This is a genomic window from Alteromonas sp. 76-1, from assembly GCF_900654235.1.
Lineage (GTDB): Bacteria > Pseudomonadota > Gammaproteobacteria > Enterobacterales > Alteromonadaceae > Alteromonas > Alteromonas naphthalenivorans.
In genome coordinates, this window is sequence record NZ_LR136958.1 from 3,919,907 (window position 1) to 3,939,309 (window position 19,403).

13 protein-coding genes are annotated in these 19,403 nt (G+C 42.1%); 6 read left to right on the forward strand and 7 right to left on the reverse strand.

The window, feature by feature from the left end; genetic code table 11:
* Positions 1-122 precede the first annotated feature (122 nt).
* The 4 genes from ALT761_RS16665 (at position 123) to ALT761_RS16680 (ending at position 5,750) form a co-directional block, all read left to right on the forward strand.
* Complete coding sequence (locus tag ALT761_RS16665) at positions 123-2,567, forward strand: TonB-dependent receptor (protein ID WP_129740045.1); 2,445 nt, start codon at positions 123-125, stop codon at positions 2,565-2,567.
* A 213-nt stretch (positions 2,568-2,780) separates the two neighbouring features.
* Positions 2,781-4,010, forward strand: a complete 1,230-nt coding sequence (locus ALT761_RS16670) for a porin (RefSeq protein WP_129740046.1) — start codon at positions 2,781-2,783, stop codon at positions 4,008-4,010.
* 97 nt (positions 4,011-4,107) lie between these two features.
* Positions 4,108-4,938: an SHOCT domain-containing protein gene (locus ALT761_RS16675; protein WP_129740047.1), complete on the forward strand. Its 831-nt coding sequence runs from the start codon at positions 4,108-4,110 to the stop codon at positions 4,936-4,938.
* 152 nt (positions 4,939-5,090) lie between these two features.
* Positions 5,091-5,750 (forward strand): response regulator, encoded by a 660-nt coding sequence (locus tag ALT761_RS16680; RefSeq protein WP_013782723.1) that lies wholly within the window; start codon positions 5,091-5,093, stop codon positions 5,748-5,750.
* A gap of 64 nt (positions 5,751-5,814) precedes the next feature.
* Here the strand turns inward: ALT761_RS16680 and ALT761_RS16685 are convergent, their stop codons facing one another.
* From ALT761_RS16685 to ALT761_RS16715, 7 genes are all read right to left on the reverse strand, one after another.
* The gene (locus ALT761_RS16685; RefSeq protein ID WP_232043483.1) at positions 5,815-8,418 is read right to left on the reverse strand and encodes a hybrid sensor histidine kinase/response regulator; all 2,604 of its coding nucleotides are present in this window, start codon (positions 8,416-8,418) and stop codon (positions 5,815-5,817) included.
* Positions 8,405-9,580: a nitric oxide-sensing protein NosP gene (nosP, locus tag ALT761_RS16690; protein ID WP_129740048.1), complete on the reverse strand. Its 1,176-nt coding sequence runs from the start codon at positions 9,578-9,580 to the stop codon at positions 8,405-8,407. The genes ALT761_RS16685 and nosP overlap by 14 nt, the downstream gene beginning before the upstream one ends.
* Positions 9,546-11,636, reverse strand: a complete 2,091-nt coding sequence (locus ALT761_RS16695; protein WP_129740049.1) for a 4Fe-4S binding protein — start codon at positions 11,634-11,636, stop codon at positions 9,546-9,548. Before ALT761_RS16695 ends, nosP begins: the two co-directional genes overlap by 35 nt.
* A gap of 40 nt (positions 11,637-11,676) precedes the next feature.
* Positions 11,677-13,194 carry an acetaldehyde dehydrogenase ExaC gene (gene exaC, locus ALT761_RS16700; protein WP_129740050.1) on the reverse strand — a complete coding sequence of 506 codons (1,518 nt, stop codon included), beginning with the start codon at positions 13,192-13,194 and terminating at the stop codon, positions 11,677-11,679.
* 143 nt (positions 13,195-13,337) lie between these two features.
* Positions 13,338-13,967: a response regulator transcription factor gene (locus ALT761_RS16705; RefSeq protein ID WP_129740051.1), complete on the reverse strand. Its 630-nt coding sequence runs from the start codon at positions 13,965-13,967 to the stop codon at positions 13,338-13,340.
* Positions 13,964-15,205 (reverse strand): sensor histidine kinase, encoded by a 1,242-nt coding sequence (locus ALT761_RS16710; RefSeq protein WP_129740052.1) that lies wholly within the window; start codon positions 15,203-15,205, stop codon positions 13,964-13,966. The genes ALT761_RS16705 and ALT761_RS16710 overlap by 4 nt, the downstream gene beginning before the upstream one ends.
* Before the next feature lie 171 nt (positions 15,206-15,376).
* On the reverse strand, positions 15,377-16,201 hold the full coding sequence (locus tag ALT761_RS16715) for an alpha/beta fold hydrolase (protein ID WP_129740053.1): 825 nt from the start codon (positions 16,199-16,201) through the stop codon (positions 15,377-15,379).
* Between the two features lie 689 nt (positions 16,202-16,890).
* Between ALT761_RS16715 and ALT761_RS16720 the strand changes: the two genes are divergently transcribed.
* Together ALT761_RS16720 and ALT761_RS16725 are read left to right on the forward strand one after the other, a co-directional pair.
* Positions 16,891-17,622, forward strand: a complete 732-nt coding sequence (locus tag ALT761_RS16720) for a FadR/GntR family transcriptional regulator (protein ID WP_057789538.1) — start codon at positions 16,891-16,893, stop codon at positions 17,620-17,622.
* 241 nt (positions 17,623-17,863) lie between these two features.
* Entirely contained in the window at positions 17,864-19,327 is a 1,464-nt protein-coding gene (locus tag ALT761_RS16725; protein WP_232043484.1) for a polysaccharide lyase family 7 protein, read from the forward strand.
* Positions 19,328-19,403 lie beyond the last annotated feature (76 nt).

Sequence of the window (19,403 nt, forward strand, 5' to 3'; positions counted from 1 at the left end):
CCGCCACTTAGGACTTTTATATACTACCAATTTACGACTATTCCTCCCCCTTTAGGAGGATATTTTTCGGGACCCACCTACACGATACTGATTGCATACTCGTTCATAGAAGAATCAGGAACATGCTAATAAAACACACCACGCCTTTAGCTTACGCACTCATCGCTTCAAGCGTGTCTCTAGCGCTTTGCAGTAACGCCTACGCCAATACTAAAACAGACAGTCTGCTAGCAAACAACGATGTAGAAGTAATAGAAATCCATGGAGCAACCACACTACAAACCGGGAGTGATGCAGCGCCAATTTTTGGAACCGTTCAATCGCTGTCTCAAGAGGAGATAGAAGCAAGTGTAAGTCGCTCTTTGCCAGAACTCTTGAAATCACAACTTGCCAGCGTGAATTTAAATGATGCACAAAACAACCCGTTTCAACCCGATTTACAATACCGAGGTTTCACCGCGTCGCCATTGCTAGGCTTGCCTCAGGGTATTTCGGTATACCTAAATGGTGGCAGAATCAACGAGGCATTTGGCGATACTGTAAATTGGGATCTAATGCCCCTTGATGCTATCGATACAGTGTCACTTTATTCCGGCTCGAACCCGTTATTCGGTCAAAATACACTTGGGGGCGCACTGGCATTAAATACGAAAACAGGCTTTTCCTTCGATGCCAACGAAGTAGATGCCACCGTAGGGCAATATGGCCAGTCTGCGCTGTCGATAGAATCAGGTGGGAACAACGGTAACTGGGGCTATTACATTAATGCCAATCATTATGAAGAAGATGGATGGCGTGATTACTCGCCTTCAGAGGTAAACCAAGTATTCAGTGCAGTGTCTTATCAAGACAGTAAACGACGAATAGATTTTAACTACTTGTACGCCGATAGTGAGCTGTTGGGCAATGGGGCTTCACCAATTGAGTTGTTAGAAATTGAAGGTCGTGAAGCGGTTTATACCCACCCGGATCAAACCAATAATGAGCTACATCACTTTAGCCTTTCAGGCGATTTGCAGCTAAGTGACAATCACCTACTCTCGTTCAATGCTTTTTATCGCGACAATGAAACCACCACCATAAACGGAGATGACAGCGACTTTGGCGCCTGTCAATTTACAGATGGCCGCATCACCTTGTGTGAACTGGAAGATGATGACGATGACGATGGCCTTGATGACGATGACGACGATTTTGAAGAGGATGATGACGAACTAGCCACCGTTGGCGATGATGTAGAAGCCGTTGCTTTCATTGGATACGATGAAAATACTGCGCTATCTGACATTTCAGATGTATCTCCTGATGAGATAGACGGCACTTACAACACTGGATTATCAAGTTCAGAAGCCTTTGGGGTTTCTTCCCAGCTTGCCAGCAATTATGAATTATTAGGCAAACCATCGGTACTGGTAATTGGCGCTACCTACAATAAAGGGGATATCAATTACTCTGCCGATACCACCTTTGGCATATTGGAAAATGACACGGCAAGCGACTCCCGAACTGTCATTCCACTTCAAGGGCTCCAATCTGCTGAAGCACGAGTTAGGCTTGATGTAGACACCTCAGCGTGGTCCTTACTCTTTGTTAATACTACCCAGCTTACTGACAAAGTATCACTCAACATAGGGGGCCGGTTCAATCGCGACCATGTACTAATGGAAGATTTAAGCGAAGACGGTGATGACTCTCTTGATGGCGATCATAGATTTACCCAGTTCAACCCTGCCATAGGGCTAGATATTGCGCTTAGTGATACGTCGCAGTTAAACCTAGCGTTTAGCCAGTCATCTAGAACACCAAGCCCTGCGGAATTAAGCTGTGCAGACGAAGATGATCCATGCCGCCTACCTAATGGTTTTGTTGCAGACCCGCCGTTAGATCAAGTCGTCACACAAACCATTGAAGCAAACTATGCCGCGACCTTTAACAACATCGACATGATGCTAAATGTTTACCGTAGTGAGAGTGAAGATGACATCATTTTTCAGCAGGCAGGCTCGGTGGCATCCAGAGGCTACTTTATTAACATTGATGCCACCCGTAGACAGGGCGTTGAGTTCAGCATTAGCTCATTTTGGAAAAAGCTGAATTATCGATTTAATTATAATTATTTAGACGCGACTTTTGAGTCTTCCTTTACTTCTTTCAGCCCATTCAATCCGTTAGGAGCAAATAGACAAGTTGAGGCAGGTGATACCATTCCTGGGCAACCAAAGCACAATATCAAATTTTACCTAGACTACGCGTTTAGCCAACAAACCGCCTTGGGTGCAGAAATCATTTCAGCCTCTAGCCAATACTTCCGTGGTGATGAAGCCAATGAAAATGACACCTTAGATAGCTATGTTGTTACTAATCTTTATTTAAACCATCAGTTTAATCACACATTTAGTGCCCAATTACGGGTGAACAATGTATTCGATAAAGAGTATGAAACCTTCGGCACTTACGGCGAAGCTGATGAAGTATTAGAAGACATCTACCCCGAGGTTGAAAGCCCCCTATTTGTAGGTCCAGCGCAACCTAGAATGGTAAGTTTAAATGTGAAAGCTAAATTTTAATTTGGCGCAGCTTTAAATTAAAAATACAAATTAGGCGCCATGCGCCTAATTTTTCTTAGTCCTAAAGAACGAGTCTAACAAGCCTTACGTCCAATGGTTCAAAAACTATATAAATCTATTATCAATTTTACTGACACCCGAAACTTAAATTAGGGCACATGAGAAAAATAAATTCTCATTATTAAAAAACACCACTCACACTGGGACAGTAAAATGAAAAATAAATTGCTTGTTAAATCATATTTATCTATCGCTATTTTAAGTACGTTAAGTTTGAACAGCTACGCAGAAGAAGAAAACTACTCTTGGAATATCTCTGGCTGGATTAATGAAGGATTAACGTATTACGATGATGGCATTGGAAGTGATGTCGCTCAACTTTCAGATAATGGCACCACGCTTGGTAGCCGCATTACCCTTTCTGGTGATTACAAATTAGAAGAGCACGGATTAGATGTGGGTTTCGAAGTCATTATTGAGCCGCTTTCAGGTACACCTAACTATTCAGGCGGCGGCCACCAAACTCCCCTTCTGTTCGCAAACCAAGATAATTTAGATACCTTCAATGGCGGCGATATTGGGCTTCTAGGTAGTAGCCTTCACATTGGGGGGGATTGGGGGAAAGTAACTATAGGCCTACAAAGTATGCCTACCGATAACATTGCTGTTCTTGCAGATCCATCAGGCACTATTTGGTCTGGCATTTCGCCATTATTCCGCGCTAATGGATTCTTCATTCGCGGCATTGACGAAGGTACGACTAATGTTGCCTGGGGTCAGTTTGCACAATGCTTAGCCACACCTGGGCTCGGTATCGGCCTTGACTGTAATGGGATTTACCGGAACGGCGTACGTTATGACTTGCCTAAAATGGGTAATTTTAGCGTGGCAGTTGGCTATGCCAATGATGAAATATACGACATCGCGGTTAAGTACTCAGCCGAACATGGCGGGTTTAAAACAAACCTACATGGTGGCTATTCAGTGAATAAAGACGGCGGCACTAATGTGGGCGGCGACGGCTCATCAACCTTACAATTTCAAACCGGCGTAATGCACCTTGAATCTGGTATTTTCGGTGTGGCCACCTATCAAATGGAAGAAACTGATGATGCGATCATCGGCTCAGGGGACGACACAGATGCCTATTACTTTAAAGCCGGTATTCGCAAGCAATATAACGCCTTTGGCGACTCCGCTTTTTACGCAGAATACGCAAGCTATAACGACCAATACGGTATGGCTCATCTAGACGGTGTAGTAGGCTCCGAACTTAATCAATGGGGCATTGCGGCAGAGCAGTATTTTGGCTCTCGTTTTCTCATTTATGCAAAGTATGAAAATTTAAGTCTCAGCGTAAGTGGCTCTGAAGCAGCACAGTCACTTTATGATAATGCAGAAGATCTCACGCTTATTCAGTTAGGTGGCACCATTTTCTTCTAACTCTCAACTCAAATAGGGAGCAATTCTGCTCCTTATTTAGATGTTTTTTAAGAGTAAGTAATTTTAAACGAAGCTTATATTTACTTGGTACTAAATTATGATGAGATTAATGTTAAGAATTCAAGTGATTATTATCATGGTATTTTTCTCCACGCCATCATTTTCATCAGATACTATTTTATGGCGTGAAAGTGAAAATTCTCTTATCAAAATACAAGACAACAATATTGATGGGAAAAAATTAAAAAATGGCGACATCGCAGAGAGTGAATTAACCGAAAAACTAAATTCTCAACCAGTCGAGATAGATGAAAAAGACATATTAAAATTTTTATCTAGTATAAAAATAATAAAAAATAAAAGTACAACTGAACCTCTATTTACAGAGAAACAACAAAACAACCTCGCGAAGTATTTAAGCATAGGCCTAAAAAAAGCAAAGCCTTATCAAGATATATTATTTTCCTTGGCAAAAGAAAAAAGAACCCTAGGAGGACTAAAAAAACAAACTTACTTTATAGCAGGTAGAGCATTTTTCAACGAAGGCCTACTTAATCTCATCATTGGTGAATACAATCGAGTAGCAAACAGCGCCTATGAAATGGCCTACGACCCCACTAACCAAGGGCTCGTTGAATACGACTTTAATTATGGTGAAAGAGTAGTATCAAAATTCCCTTTCAATGAAAAGCTAGCATTCACTTTATCGGGTGTAACCATGATGCCTACTAGAACTGATTGGGTCACCGTAAACGTAGCAGAGTTACATAAAACGCCACTGTCGCCCGACATTGTTAAGGAGGCATTAAAACCGAATGAAGATACGCTAATAAAAAGATTCAAAACCCTTGAAAAGCTTAGAAAAGAAGGGTTAATTACTGAAGAAGAATACGAACAAAAGCGTAAAGTGCTTTTAAGCAATTTATGATGAATTTTAAGGCTTTTTTGTTATAAGACTTCGGTCGTATTTGCTTGCTCACATTGTAACTATTTTGTTAAAATAAATTTAACAAACATAGCGATAGGTTACGTATTGTGTGAGTGCATTTGGGTACTTACTAAGCCGAGGGTAGTAATAGTATGCAAAGAATTCTTATCATTGACGATCACCCTATTTTTCGTCACGCCATGGTGACGATATTAGGCAAAAAATTTCCCGACTCTCAAACCATTGAAGCTAACTCACTCTCTGAAGCGCTTGAAGTACTCGAAGCTGATGCTGCTTTCGATCTTGTGATGCTAGATTTAAATATGCCAGAAACCTGCGGGCTCAATGGCTTACTTGAAATTCGGAATCAGCACCCTAACCTTCCTGTCGTTATCATCTCGGCGGAAACGGAAAAGCACAACATTCTGCAAACCATTTCTTATGGTGCAGTAGGATTCATATCAAAGAGCAGTAAAATAGAGGAAATTGCCACGTCAGTGGAGTCTATTTTTGAGGGTAACGTATGCCTTCCTTCTGAAATTTTACGTACATCATCGACAAGAAACCGAGTGAAAAAAGAAGACGCTATTTCTCTTGATCAAATTCGCTCGTTAACCAGAAAAGAATTAGCGGTTTTGAAATATTTAACCCAGGGTTTAGCTAATAAAGTTATCGCTTATGAGCTCAATATTTCAGAAACAACCGTGAAATCACACGTCTCATCTATTTTGAAGAAATTAGGGGCAAGCAATCGAGTTAAAGTGGTAGCTAGCGCTGCCAATATCGATTTTAATCAGTACGTATTTAACTAATACGTACACAGCATATATGTGTTGTGCCTAGTGTCCTCCACCTATGGGTTTATGCGAATAGCACTTAAGAAACAGCCGATTTAAGTGCTTGTTTCAAGCGTAGTGAATTAATCGGCTTGTGCAACAGCTGTATATTTGTCCCTTCTAATTCATTTTCTAGCGCTTTAGAATGATTGGCCGTACACAGCATAATGGGCATAGCCGGCATGGTTTGCTTAATATGCTTCGCAATTTCTAACCCATTCTCTCCGTCATCTAAATGATAATCGACAATAAGCAAATCACACTCGTCAAAGCAATGGTTCATCACCGCCATGCATTGTGCAAAACCTGAAAACGTAACCACTTCCACACCCCAGTTTTCGAATAGCGTCTGCATGGCTATCCGCATATTGGTGTCGTTGTCGATATGCCAAATTTGTTTATTTAAAAGGTTATCAGGCAAGCTATCTTGAGGTACTGCATCAAACAAAGCCTCGTGCTCAATGTCTTGAATAGATGCAAGGGGCACCGTTAAAGTAAAACAAGATCCTACCCCTTGCGTAGATATAACGTTGATATCATGCTCTAGTAGACGACTCATTTTATCAACGATATAAAGCCCAAGTCCTAAACTGTAAGAATAGTTAAAGTCATTTTCCAATCGACTAAATTCTTTGAAGATTACAGCTTGATCGGCGTGGCTTATTCCAACCCCTTGGTCGAATATACTGATGCGAAGATAGTTGCCTTTCGTCCTTGCCACAAAAAGCACTTTCCCTTTTGCACCGTATTTCATGGCATTACTTAGTAAATTACGAAGAATTCGTGACAGCAAACTTAAATCAGTATGCACAATAGCGTCTTGGAATTTATATCGAAAATTTACTTCATAGTCGTAACTGATGTGGCTGAACTCCTCGGCTAACTGCGTTAGCAACGGGAGTGCATCCTCTCGCTGTTTGTCAGGTTGCACCACTCCCGCGTCTAATTTCGATGTCTCAATCAGAGTACGGATTAGACTGTTCAAGTCGGATAGTGAGTTATCTAAGGCGCTTACTATTGGTTCAGCAGATGCTTGTACCTGATCTCTTAAAGACTCATTAAATAAAATAGCCGCACTTAAAGGCTGCATTAAGTCATGACTAATGGCCGCTAAGAATTTGCTCTTTGAATTCATCGCTTCTTGCAGCGCAATATTTGCGTGATTGAGTTCTCGAGTACGCTTTTCTACATTTGACTCTAGCTGGTCTTTCGCTGCTTGTAGCTGTTGTTTACTTCTTACTTGGTGGGACACATCAGTAGCAAGAACAAAATGCCCTTCTATTTCATTCTTATCGTTGAAATGGGGTAGATAGACTTTTTGTAAGAATCCGATTTCACCTTTTGCGTTAGTTTCTTCACTTTGAAAACTAACCACCTCTCCTTTATTTACTCGCTCTACATAATGAATAAGACGAGGATAGACGTGTTTAAGGTGGCTTTGTTCCATCGCTACGCCGTACAAGGGTTCTTCTCCTAGCCCATACCAATCTCGATAACCCTTGTTGGTGTATAAGAAGTTTTTATCTGTGCCGATATAGGCGATAAGTGCGGGCACATTATCGGTAATCATGCGGATCCAACTTTCGTTCTGCTTCAAGGTTTCCGCATACTGATGCTGAGACGTCACATTGGTAAAAGTACACAGGGTGTTTCCGTCAGGAAGCAGAGTAATTCGCCTATCGACTACCAAGTTTTCGCTAATAATTTGAGTGGTGTCACCACCTTTCTCAAGGTTTAAACCGCTCCAGTCAGCATGCATTTGCAGAGAATAAATATTCTTACAATCAAACATTGCCTGCTTCGACAAATTAGATTGGGTTATAAACGTATTGTTCCAAAAGGCAACGCCGCCCTCTTGGTTAATAAGCAAGATACCAACATCAACATTATCAATAAGACTTTGTAGCAGTTTGTTTTTCTCTTTTATTACTTGCTCATACCGATTTGACTCATTTAACTTCACTTCAGTGATATCGTTAAACAAGATAACTTTCCCGCCTTCTTGAGTACGGCGAATAGTGAGTTGATACCACCGGCTATTAGACAGCTGATAGATAACTCGGCCTTCGGAGTCAGGGGGAAGCACACGGCGGATAATTCCTAAATGCTTGGCAAGTTGAGTAATGTCATAATAATGATCACCAATCTTGGGCGTAACTGAATAGTTGTCCCAAACAGTTACAAAATGCCGATTGAAATAAACCACTGCCCCTTTACTATCGAGCAATACCATCGCTTGGTTGATACTTTCGATAGCGTCATTTAGGCGCTGCTTGAGTTGATTAGTTTCTTGATTAGCGCGTGCAATTTCAGTATTCGACTTTTCTAACTTCTGCAGCACGATTTGCAATGCTTCGGTTTTCTCGTTTACTTTTTCAGATAACTGCACGGCATGTTCAAAGGCCCGGTAACTATGGTGATTGAATCCACCTTCTTCGATACGATACATAAGCGCAGCGTTAATCTTTTCAAGCTTTTCATTTTCATCGATTTGGCGTGTGAGTTCGCGACGTAGCTTCTCTAGTTCAGTTTCCTCGTGCGTTTTATCCTCTTCAATCTCTGGGAACGCTTCATTCTTATTACGCGCTAGGTTCTCTTCATTACTTTGAGAGTCAATGGTTTGGTGCTGCTCAGTTTTTAGCAAAGTACACCCCCGTGAAGGTCTGGTTTAAATGCACCGAATGAATATGTTCGCCATAAGCATTAAACCCGCCTACATGATATTTTTGCTGCAATCGCTGAATTTCAGATTCTTTTTTGTTTTGTTCAATTTCTAAACGCCGCAAAAAGCAATCACAGGTATACACAAATTCGGCCTCTCCTAACTCCTGAGTTAGCGTTTCTAACTTGTTCTCTAGAACATCGATACAATCACCAAGTTGCACAAAGGTAAGAATAATGCCGATATCAACCGCACAGTAAAACGTTATAGCGTTGGTGGCCAAATCTACTTTTTGTATTGAGCGGATAAAATATCTATCCCCTACTAGTACCGCCAATGGGAATACTGAAAACACATCTGGGGTTAGATCAGAAGCCTTTAACCCAAGCAAACTTGCATAGTATTGCGCAGCGGGTTCGCCGTTAATCTCGTAAACCGTACGAGACTCTGGATCAGCTTTGGTTACCACCAACTTAGACACTGGCGAGTCGATATGATCGACAGAAAAAACAGAGAACGCTTTACCGGTTCCTATCAACATTAACACTGCTGCGTTTTGATGAAATTTCCCCTGATAAAAAACATAGGTGGCTTCAAGTTTTAAATCGTCACCAGCACTGCCGCCTAAATGAGGAATATTTCCGAACGCTGTGGCAAAGGTCTCTAAAAAATGTTCTTCGTGTCGGGTTAGCCCGTCTAGCACAGAAATGACAAAGTGCTGATTGGTATCGTACCGTTTATCTCTTGCCTGCAAGGTATGGCGCAATCCACTTGCAATGTCATGGGCTTCGTCAAAATTAATTTTATCTACGTTTGAAACTAACGCGGTAGCTATGGAAAAATCATGCTTTAAGAAAGCAACAACAACTAAGCTTTCGGTACAATACCCGTTTTTATTGAACTCTCCGGCACTAGTGCAACCGACCGTGGGCACATTGACAAACAGCGATGTCATATTATGCGCGACTTCATCTAAATCGAACGACGTTGAAGTATGAAAAAGTACCAGTTCTATTTCATCTAAAGTCGTTTTAGATAGAATTTCCCTGGCAACGTCATGACACGCGTCTGCCGCCGCATATACAGCGGACGCTGACTGACTGGCAGGCTTACTCAGCGCGGACAGGATGGAAGTTTTTGACACGTGTTGGCACCTTATTTTTCTTATATTTATCAATTTTGCATAGGTTAGGATTATCTAACGTCACTACGCATTCAAAGCACTGCACACATTCAGCATAATCAATACTGCCATCTTGTTCGATGGCATCTATACCGCATTTTTTCTGCTTACAGAGTTGGCATGGACTACCACATTCTTTACGACGCTCTAAAAGCTTAACTAAAGGGAAGCGGCCTAAAACAGCTAATCCAGCACCCAACGGACAAAGGTAGCGACAATATACCTTGTGAATTTTTAAACTTAATCCTAATAGTAAAAGCGCATAAAGTACGAACGGCCAATAGCGTACAAAATGGAGCGTGATCGAGGTTTTAAATGGCTCAACTTCTGCTAATTTCTCGGCCAATGTTAATGAGTAAAACGATGTTGCAACTAAACTAACCAGCACGACATACTTAAGTTTTTGCGCATATTTATGATGCTTTGGCTTTATTCGAATCTGCCTTATTTTTAACTTTTGTGCAACAATTGCCATAATTTCCTGAAGCGCTCCAAATGGGCATAACCAGCCGCAATAAAGCCCTCGCCCTACAATAAATAGCGACACAAACACAAAGCACCACAACACAAAAATAACAGGGTCGAGCAAATAGACTTCAATAGAAAAACCATCGGCTAAATCTAGTAGCAATGTATAAATATTAACGACCGACAATTGCCCTTGCGCGTAGAAGCCGATAAAAAACAAGACAAAGAGCAATGATGCCCCTCTAACAACATGCACCATGCGCGTATATTTCATTAGCTTGCGTTGGAAACCAAAGAACAACGACAGCGCAACTAAGTAAACAAGCGTAATACTGAGTTCCAACCACCTGCTTTGCCACAACTGCTGCCAAAGCGGCACACTAGCACTTTGTTGCGCTTCTGGGTTTTCCATGAATAGCGCGTCAGGTAATAAAAACGTGTGGTTAAACAGGTGCTCATCTTGCTCCATAAACCGAGGGCTAAAGGGCAAACTAATCGAGACCGTCATTTCTTGGTCGAGGGACAGCCCACCTTGTGATTTAATCCTAAGTACTTTTATGGTTTCAAATTCTGGCATCGGTTGCTTAAAACTAGGATCGTAAAAGCTATAAAAATCTAAGTCTCTAGCATCAATCGTAAATGCGGATTGCGAGAGGCGAAAAAACTCTGGCGCGGTTTGAGGAATAAACTCATCACTAACGAAACTAAATCCTTGAGTATTCAAGACTAGCAAGGCCACTTCGCCAGGTTTTAAGCTTTCTTGAAGCCTAAGGAATTCATCTTCGCTTAATAGGTTTTTCCCCACAATGGGTAAACTAAGAAAGCCGAAAAAGTGCTCGGAAAATATTGACTTTTGAGGGTCGGTAAAAGCATTTGCCGCGTCGATAACTTCAGTAGGAAGGTCATCTATTTCACTACGGTAAATGGTTTTTTTTTGGATATAACCGGCCGTAGCTAGTTGCTCAAAGGTGAGAGTTTCAAAATAATCAGGATTAATAATGCGTGTGCTGGGCAATACAAAACCATCTAATTTGGCCCGCGCTACCGCCAATGCAGAGGTAACAATAGTATCGTTTATTACCAGTACCGACACTGTGGCTTTTGTCACCCCATCAAAGTAGGTCGCATTTTTGCCCACATGGCTTTTTCCACCCACCACGAAACGTTCTTTCACATTGTGGCTTTTGTATTGCGCGATAAAATCTCTTAACGACTGCTCACCTAATCCATGCAAAAAAATGGGTTCGCTGTGTTTTTTTATGGCCAGATCGGCAAAATTACCTTGGGTGTCCAGTCCAATTAACACATTGACTGGTTTACCGGAGAAACCGATAAAGTCGACAAAGTCTTTTGATTCAAACACGTAGCCCAGTAATTGTTGCAATTGATAAACCGGTATTACGTTAATGTCAGTGTGCGCAGTGCCTACACGGGTAGCGGTAGGGAATAATTGATGAACGTCTTCGGGGATCTCAGTGGCATCTGATTGCGCATGAGCTAATGATATGGAGGTTATCGTAGCAAGAAGGAATAAAAGCGCTTTAAACATAAAGAAATAGGCAGCACACAAGTGCTGCCTTCCCGCTTAATTAAAAGAAACCAAGTGGATTGATGTCGTAACTTACCAGCAAGTTTTTAGTCTGCTGATAATGATCCATCATCATTTTGTGAGTTTCGCGGCCTATACCCGATTTTTTATAACCACCGAATGCTGCGTGAGCAGGATAAAGGTGATAACAGTTGGTCCACACGCGTCCAGCTTCAATAGCTCGGCCTACTCTAAAGGCAACATTGGCATCTCTGCTCCATAACCCTGCGCCTAGACCAAAGCTGGTGTTGTTTGCAATTTCAATCGCTTCTTCTTCGGTTTTAAAGGTTTGCACCGCGATTACTGGGCCAAAAATTTCTTCTTGGAACACACGCATTTGGTTGTGCCCTTTCAGAATAGTGGGCTGAATGTAGTAGCCTTTATCTAAACCTGGTAACTGTTCTTTTTCACCGCCGGTGACAACTTCAGCGCCTTCTGATTTACCGATATCAATGTACTTAAGGATTTTATCAAATTGTTCACTAGACGCTTGCGCCCCCACCATGGTCTCGGTATCAAGCGGGTTGCCACGCTTAATTTTGTGGATTTTTTCAATCACTTTATCCATGAAGGCATCGTAGATATCTTCATGAATAACAGCACGAGATGGGCAAGTACACACTTCACCTTGGTTAAAGTAACCCAGTACTAAACCTTCGGCACATTTATCAATGAACTCAGGTTCATGATCCATGATGTCGGGGAAGAAAAGGTTCGGCGACTTACCGCCTAGTTCAACCGTAGATGGAATAAGATTTTCAGCCGCGCAACGAAGAATATGTTCACCTACTGGTGTAGAGCCAGTAAAGGCGATTTTCGCAATTCGGGTGCTTGTAGCAAGCGCTTGCCCCGCTTCTGCACCAAAACCATTAACAATATTGAGCACGCCTGGCGGCAGCAAGTCTTGAATAAGTTCAGCAAAAACCAAAATAGACACTGGCGTTTGTTCTGCAGGTTTTAACACCACTACGTTACCGGTCACGATAGCCGGTGCGAGTTTCCATGCCGCCATAAGTAGTGGGAAATTCCATGGAATGATTTGCCCTACTACACCGTATGGTTCGTGGAAGTGATAAGCCACTGTGTTCTTATCAATTTCGCCGATAGTACCTTCTTGGCTACGTATACAGCCAGCATAATAACGGAAGTGGTCAGCGGCTAATGGGACGTCGGCGTTAAGTGTTTCACGCACGGCCTTACCGTTATCCCATGTTTCTGCAACCGCGAGCATTTCAAGATTAGCTTCAATACGATCGGCTATTTTTAACAGAATGTTCGAGCGTTCAGCGACTGACGTATCCGCCCACCCTTTTTTGGCAGCATGAGCAGCATCAATGGCTAGCTCAATATCTTCTGCAGTAGAGCGTGGAATTTTGGCTATATCACTACCATCGACAGGAGACGTAGTAATAAAGTATTCGCCCTTAACTGGCGCAACCCACTCACCACCGATAAAATTACCATAACTTTCTTTGAAACTGAGTACTGAACCTTCACTTCCTGGATTTGCGTAAATCATAATGACACCTTTTTTGAATGCTTAGCGCGTCAACACGCTGCTAGTTATCGCTTACTGTGTCATTTGATAATCGTACTTTTGCAGCCAATCCACCATAATGCGATAGGCCGATTTGGCTCCTACTTTAGGAGGGGAAAAGAAGTTTATGCCTTGCCAATATAACCATGCTTTGTGGCTAACTCGGTAAATTCTGAAGGAATGGTATTTAACTTTCGCTTTATCACTGTTAGCGCGTTTGACACTGTTTTCGCAGACAGGGCTAATTCTTTGGCAATATCAAATCGGGTTTTACCCATCGCCGTTGCCATGAAGATTTCAAACTCACGCTTCGTCAATTTTGCAGCAATATCGACATCAGCGTTTAACAGCTGATTAGCCAAATTCACCGCCAACGAACGTTCGATGTACTTTTGCCCTTTGGCTACCACTTTTATCGCTGATATAAGCGTATCCGGCGGGCTACTTTTACTGATATATCCCATAGCGCCTGTTTGCATTGCCCGCTGTAATATGGCGCAATCCTCAAACATGCTAAAAAATATGATTTTCAAATTAGGTTGCATGGCTAAAAAGTCAGCGGCGAGCAATAAGCCACTCTCTTTCGCAAGATTAATATCCAGAACCAAGGTGTCGATATTGTGCGTTTTAAGTAGACGATGAGTTTGCTGCCCATCAGCCGCTTCTAAAACGGTGCATTCAGGCATCATGGCATTTAGCAAAGCTTTATAACCTTCTCTTACTACAGCATGGTCATCTACTAGCAAGATATTCATGCCACGTTAACCTGACGCAAGTCTTCAGTGCCACGTAAACTTAGAGATAACTGTACCCTTACACCACCTTCTTGGTGTGATTTTACAGCACAGGTAGCGCCTATACATCTGGCTCTACTGTGCATAGACAGCATACCAATACTTTCAACAGCGTTTCCATCAAACCCTTTTCCGTTATCTCGAATATTGATAGTAAGCCCTTGCTTATCACCAGCAATATTCACCCATACTTTTGACGCTTCAGCATGCTTTACCACATTGTTAATCGCTTCCTGAACGAAGCGATAAATATGAATATCTCGCTCATGCTCTTGGGCAAATTTATTTAAATTGATAGAAACTTGCCACTGGGTTTGAGGTAACGCTAATTCTTGTTCGAATACCAGTTTTTCAAGGGATTGCTGTAACGATACTCTGTCTAACACTAACGGATGAAGGTGAACCGTTAAGTGGCGAATGGCGTCACTAATTTGCTGGCTCATGGCTTGCACTTTATGGGCAGACAATTCAAGCACACTGGGCTCATTTGAATTCACTAAAATATAGGCGTGAGCTTTAATGGTAGTAAGTAGTTGCCCTACATTATCGTGTAACTCTCTAGCAAGATAGCTCCTTTCTTGCTCCTGTAACAACGCGAGTTTCTTATCTATTTTAACCAACTGCCTTTCTTTGCTTTGAAGTGAATCTTGTAAACGCTGAAACTGCCCAATTACACGCTTAACTTCTTTAATATCACTGTCTTCAAAATCATTCGTCGCTTTCCCCTCTACAAGTTGTTGCAGAGCGTCGCCCAATTGATTTAAAGGCTTCAAGCGCTGCGCTACGGCAACTTTTAGCGTAAATAGCAATACGCTTAAGGTTGTAAAAAACAGCGCGGCCACTAGCCAAAAAAGGTTCATGTTTTGCACCAATTCGGCAGTATTGTGCGCTCTAACTACCAAATATTGATTTTCATGGATGGGAATATAGATAGGTTGATTGTCAGAATGATAATTAGTAGGCATTGATAACCGACCAGTAAAGCCTGATACCGATAGGTGTGGGCTTTGCTCTGCAACTGCCTTGATATCGTTAGCATTCATATTCGCTTTAAGCATCTCTTGCACTTGGTTTAGCGCGCTGGATGTTTCATCGTTTATATTTTGGCGAATTTGGAAATAGACCGCGCAGGAAAAGACAATAAAACACACGATAAAGACGGCCACGATGGCACTGGATATTTTCTTAAATCCCGACATGGCAATACCATAAACACAAAATAGACGTGTCTATGCTAAACAGTCTTCGTTAACAAACCCATCCTGCAATAGCGCTGTTTTATTCATTCAAAAGGAGGAGAAGATGAAGGCGGCTAATAAGGCAATCGTCAATTTTACCAGTGTTCAGCCGCCAGAAGTACTTTGGTTAAATTACAAAAACGCTACGAGTGACTCCGACACAGATTCAGGTTGCTCATCAGTAACCCAATGTGCGGCGCCCTCTATCCACTTGATAGAAGAATCGGGAATAGCATTCGCTAACATTGGTGCATATTTGGGTTTTTGAAACTCGTCTTTATCTCCCCATAGTATTAGTGTTTCATGAGCAAGGGTGGGAAGACTTCCCGCAATGGCTTGGGTGTATTCTTTATTCAGTCTACGCATATTGCGGAAGAACGCAGCTTTCCCCTTTTCGTTACTCCAAGGAGTAATGTATAAATCTATCATCTCTTCAACCGGCACCTCGTCTCCGTAAACGCCGTTAGGAATGAAATCTTCAAGAATACCGCTAAACTTTTCCACACTCGTATTTTCTTCGAAACCAGGCTCTAGCATGGGTTCAAATTCAGAAATGGGCCAAGAATCGAAACAAACACTGTCAATTAACACTAGCTTGCTAACCTTTTCAGGAGCGTTCACTGCCATTAACTGTGCCACGCCACCGCCAATGTCGTGAGCCACTACATGGGCACTCGCTATACCCAGCGCGTCCATCAATTTTATAATGATTCGGCATTGCGCATTAATGGAAACATCCACATCGGTTGGCATGTCTGATTCGCCATAGTTGAGGAGGTCGGGGGCAATCACTCTGTGTGTTTGACTAAGAGATGGGATTAAATTGCGCCAAAGAAACTTGTTAGTAGGTATACCATGCAATAGAAGAACAGGCATCCCTTCCCCCGTATCCTGATAAGCAATATTATGACCTTCGATTTTAGCGAATTGTGTTTCAATAACCTTGTTAGTACTCATTAAACCCTCCTAGTTTGTTTGCCATCGCTGATCTGCAAAAAAAAGACAAGTAAGTCTCTTTCATCTTACTTTTACTCACATAATTGGTACCAACGTCTATGAGCGAGAGATCACATGAGATTGCTTCTTCGACTAGCAGCAACATTCATTATCTTTTAGTGCCTGGGGGAAAACTTATAAATAAATATTCAGATTATTTTTGGAAACCGGATTCGAAACCTCTCTACGAATAAACTGTTATGTTAACGCCGAACAGATGAAACCAGTAAAAAATGAACACCAAATGTTAACCAATTGATAAATTTAAGCACAAAAAACCACCTCAAATTGTTGACCAATACAGCCTGTATGCTATAACTAACAGTAGATAAAATCCTTCAAACCCTTAGTTTTTGAGTGCTTGCGGCTGTAAATAGAATAAATCTAATCCCGTTGGTGCACATAAATATATGATTTGATAAGCCTCTTTTAACAAATACTTCTGTATTTGTAGAATAAGACGTAGAATGTCCCGAATTGATTGTTTTAAATGGTAGGTTTTGTTAGCGGCATTAGCAGAACAAACGTAGCTAGGCACCGGTATGCTTGAACCTTTTAAAGCAATTGAATTGTGTTGAACAATAAGTACAATTTAAACGATTAAGTTGTATCTGTTTGTACCTAATTATTGCAGTTATAAGGTTTAGTTGATGAAAAATCGTCGCATGTTCTGGCATATCGTTGAAAAAATAGAAGCGCAAATCGACGCTGGCCGATATCCCCCTGGAAGTCGCTTGCCGCCCGAAAGAGAACTTGCTGAAAATTTTGATGTCAGCAGACCAACCATCAGAGAAGCCATTATTGCACTTGAGGTGCGAGGCCGTGTGGAAGTTAAAGTAAGCTCTGGTGTATACGTGCTAGACAATCAGCCTCAACAAAGCGAAGTGCAGCGTATTAGTGCGTTTGAGCTTACCCAAGCGCGTGCGCTGGTAGAGGGCGAAGCTGCGGCACTAGCGGCGCTTTCTATAACCGATGAAGAGCTTAATAGTCTTAACGACACCCTTATTGCAATGGAAAATGACGACGAGCCGGAAAAAGCCGATAGAGAATTCCACTCTATTATCGCCAAGGCTACTCGTAATAACGCGCTGTTGTTATCTATTCAACATTATTGGAAGTTAAGAGAATCTCAACCTCAAATCATATCGTCGTACAAAAGCGTTTGCGGTACCAGTAGTCAAGACCGGCTAGAAGAGCACAAGCGTATATTTATGGCGTTAAAATCACGTGATTCACAAAGCGCGCGAACCGCCATGCATGGACATTTTAATCGATTGATTAATGCTTTATTTGAAGCTTCAGAGGCCAAAGCCTTGGAAGAAATTAAAAAGAAATCAAGCGAGACCCGAGACAGATACTCTATTACTCATTTAGTCGGTTAAGCCGACAGCTCGAACCTATCACTTAATATTAAGCCGCTTAATTCACCTTAAGCGGTTTTTTTATGTCTGTACAACCCTCCTTCTAGAAAATATTCAGTAACCAAAACCTTCACACCAGCAGACTTACCAAAGTGTAAGAATAATAAAAAATTTTGGTATGACATAAGTGTTGGATAAAACTATCCACGCCCTTATACTTGAAACTTATTAATTACATTGCGTTTACATTAAGGAGTGCGCTGTGTTGTCTCAAAAAGTACTGACCAATCAATCTTACCTTTGCCTTTTTACGAGTTCATTACTCGTTCCACTACTGCTAACCGGCTGTGGTGGCGGTGGAAGCTCCGGCAGTACATCTCCTGTCACAACACCCACTCCACCCGCTGTTGAAACACCTGTAACTGAAGTTTGCGCTAACAAAGTACATACCATAGTCAGTGCAACCGATGATGGCAGTTCGGCAACAGAGTTTTCGCCTGCGAATGCTATCGATGGAAACACCGATTCAATATCAAGATGGTCTAGCGACGGGGTAGATAAAGCCCTCACCCTCGACTTAGGAACAACAGAAACCGTTGGCGCGCTTACCATAAAGTGGTTTGAAGGCGCACAACGTGTTGCCAGCTTTTCGGTTGAAACCTCTGTTGATCAAAGCACATGGGTTACTGTTCTCGCCCAAGCTGAGTCGAAAGGCAACCAAAGTGGCTTCGAACTCGTCAATGTCGACGCGTCGCAGGCACGCTATGTCAGAATCGTTGGGTTAGGTAATAATGAAAACACCAACAATGGCATTGTTGAAGTGCAAATGCACAGCTGTGAAAACGCAACTGGCATCTACAGTGACGTATTGCCCAACGAGGTAGGTATTGAGCTAGTTGATTGGTATTTAAGTGTGCCGACCGATGAAGATGATAGCGGGACATCCGACTCTATCTCTGAAACCGAACTTGCAAACGGATATAGTAATTCTGAGTATTTTTACGCCTCAGGCGATAATGGAATCGTAATGCGATCGCCAAGCTATGGCTTTAAAACGTCAACGAATACGAATTATGTGCGTGTTGAGCTGCGAGAAATGCTACGAAGAGGCGACCGCGCTATTAGCACCCAAGGTGTAAACAACAATAACTGGGTATTCGGCAGTGCTTCAGCTGATGGACAGCAAGCGGCTGGAGGTGTAGACGGTGATTTACGCGTGACTTTGGCGGTAAACAATGTAACTACCACAGGTGAAAATTACCAAATTGGCAGGCTGGTTATAGGGCAGATTCACGCAAACGATGATGAGCCTGTTCGCTTGTATTATCGCAAGCTACCGGGTAATGAACTAGGTTCAGTGTACTTTGCCCACGAGAGCCGAGTGGAAGACAATGAAGGTGATAATATTGAAACCTACGTCGAACTCATTGGCTCAAGAAGCAATTCAGCAAGCAACCCATCTGACGGTATTGCACTGGATGAAAAGTTTAGTTACCACATTAGCGTAAACGTAAACTTACTGACCGTAACCATCAGCCGTGAAGGTAAAGCTGATGTTTCTGCTCACTATGATATGACTGAAAGTAGGTACGATGAAGATGGTCAATATCATTATTTTAAAGTGGGTGTCTATCACTTAAATAACTCTAGTGACCCAGAGGAATATGCGCAAGCAACGTTTTACGAGATTAAAAATAGCCATACAGGTTATGCTGAGAGCGAATAGAAAAATAGTAAGGTGCTAATGAGTCATTAGCACCTTCATGTTTTAATGCGCATAGAACGCTTACACTCCTTCTAAA

Coding starts and splice junctions, on each gene's coding strand:
- ALT761_RS16665 (WP_129740045.1), top strand. CDS start 123: ATGCTAATAAAACACACCACGCCTTTAGCTTACGCACTCATCGCTTCA.
- ALT761_RS16670 (WP_129740046.1), top strand. CDS start 2,781: ATGAAAAATAAATTGCTTGTTAAATCATATTTATCTATCGCTATTTTA.
- ALT761_RS16675 (WP_129740047.1), top strand. CDS start 4,108: ATGATGAGATTAATGTTAAGAATTCAAGTGATTATTATCATGGTATTT.
- ALT761_RS16680 (WP_013782723.1), top strand. CDS start 5,091: ATGCAAAGAATTCTTATCATTGACGATCACCCTATTTTTCGTCACGCC.
- ALT761_RS16695 (WP_129740049.1), bottom strand. CDS start 11,636: ATGTTTAAAGCGCTTTTATTCCTTCTTGCTACGATAACCTCCATATCA.
- exaC (WP_129740050.1), bottom strand. CDS start 13,194: ATGATTTACGCAAATCCAGGAAGTGAAGGTTCAGTACTCAGTTTCAAA.
- ALT761_RS16705 (WP_129740051.1), bottom strand. CDS start 13,967: ATGAATATCTTGCTAGTAGATGACCATGCTGTAGTAAGAGAAGGTTAT.
- ALT761_RS16710 (WP_129740052.1), bottom strand. CDS start 15,205: ATGTCGGGATTTAAGAAAATATCCAGTGCCATCGTGGCCGTCTTTATC.
- ALT761_RS16715 (WP_129740053.1), bottom strand. CDS start 16,201: ATGAGTACTAACAAGGTTATTGAAACACAATTCGCTAAAATCGAAGGT.
- ALT761_RS16720 (WP_057789538.1), top strand. CDS start 16,891: ATGAAAAATCGTCGCATGTTCTGGCATATCGTTGAAAAAATAGAAGCG.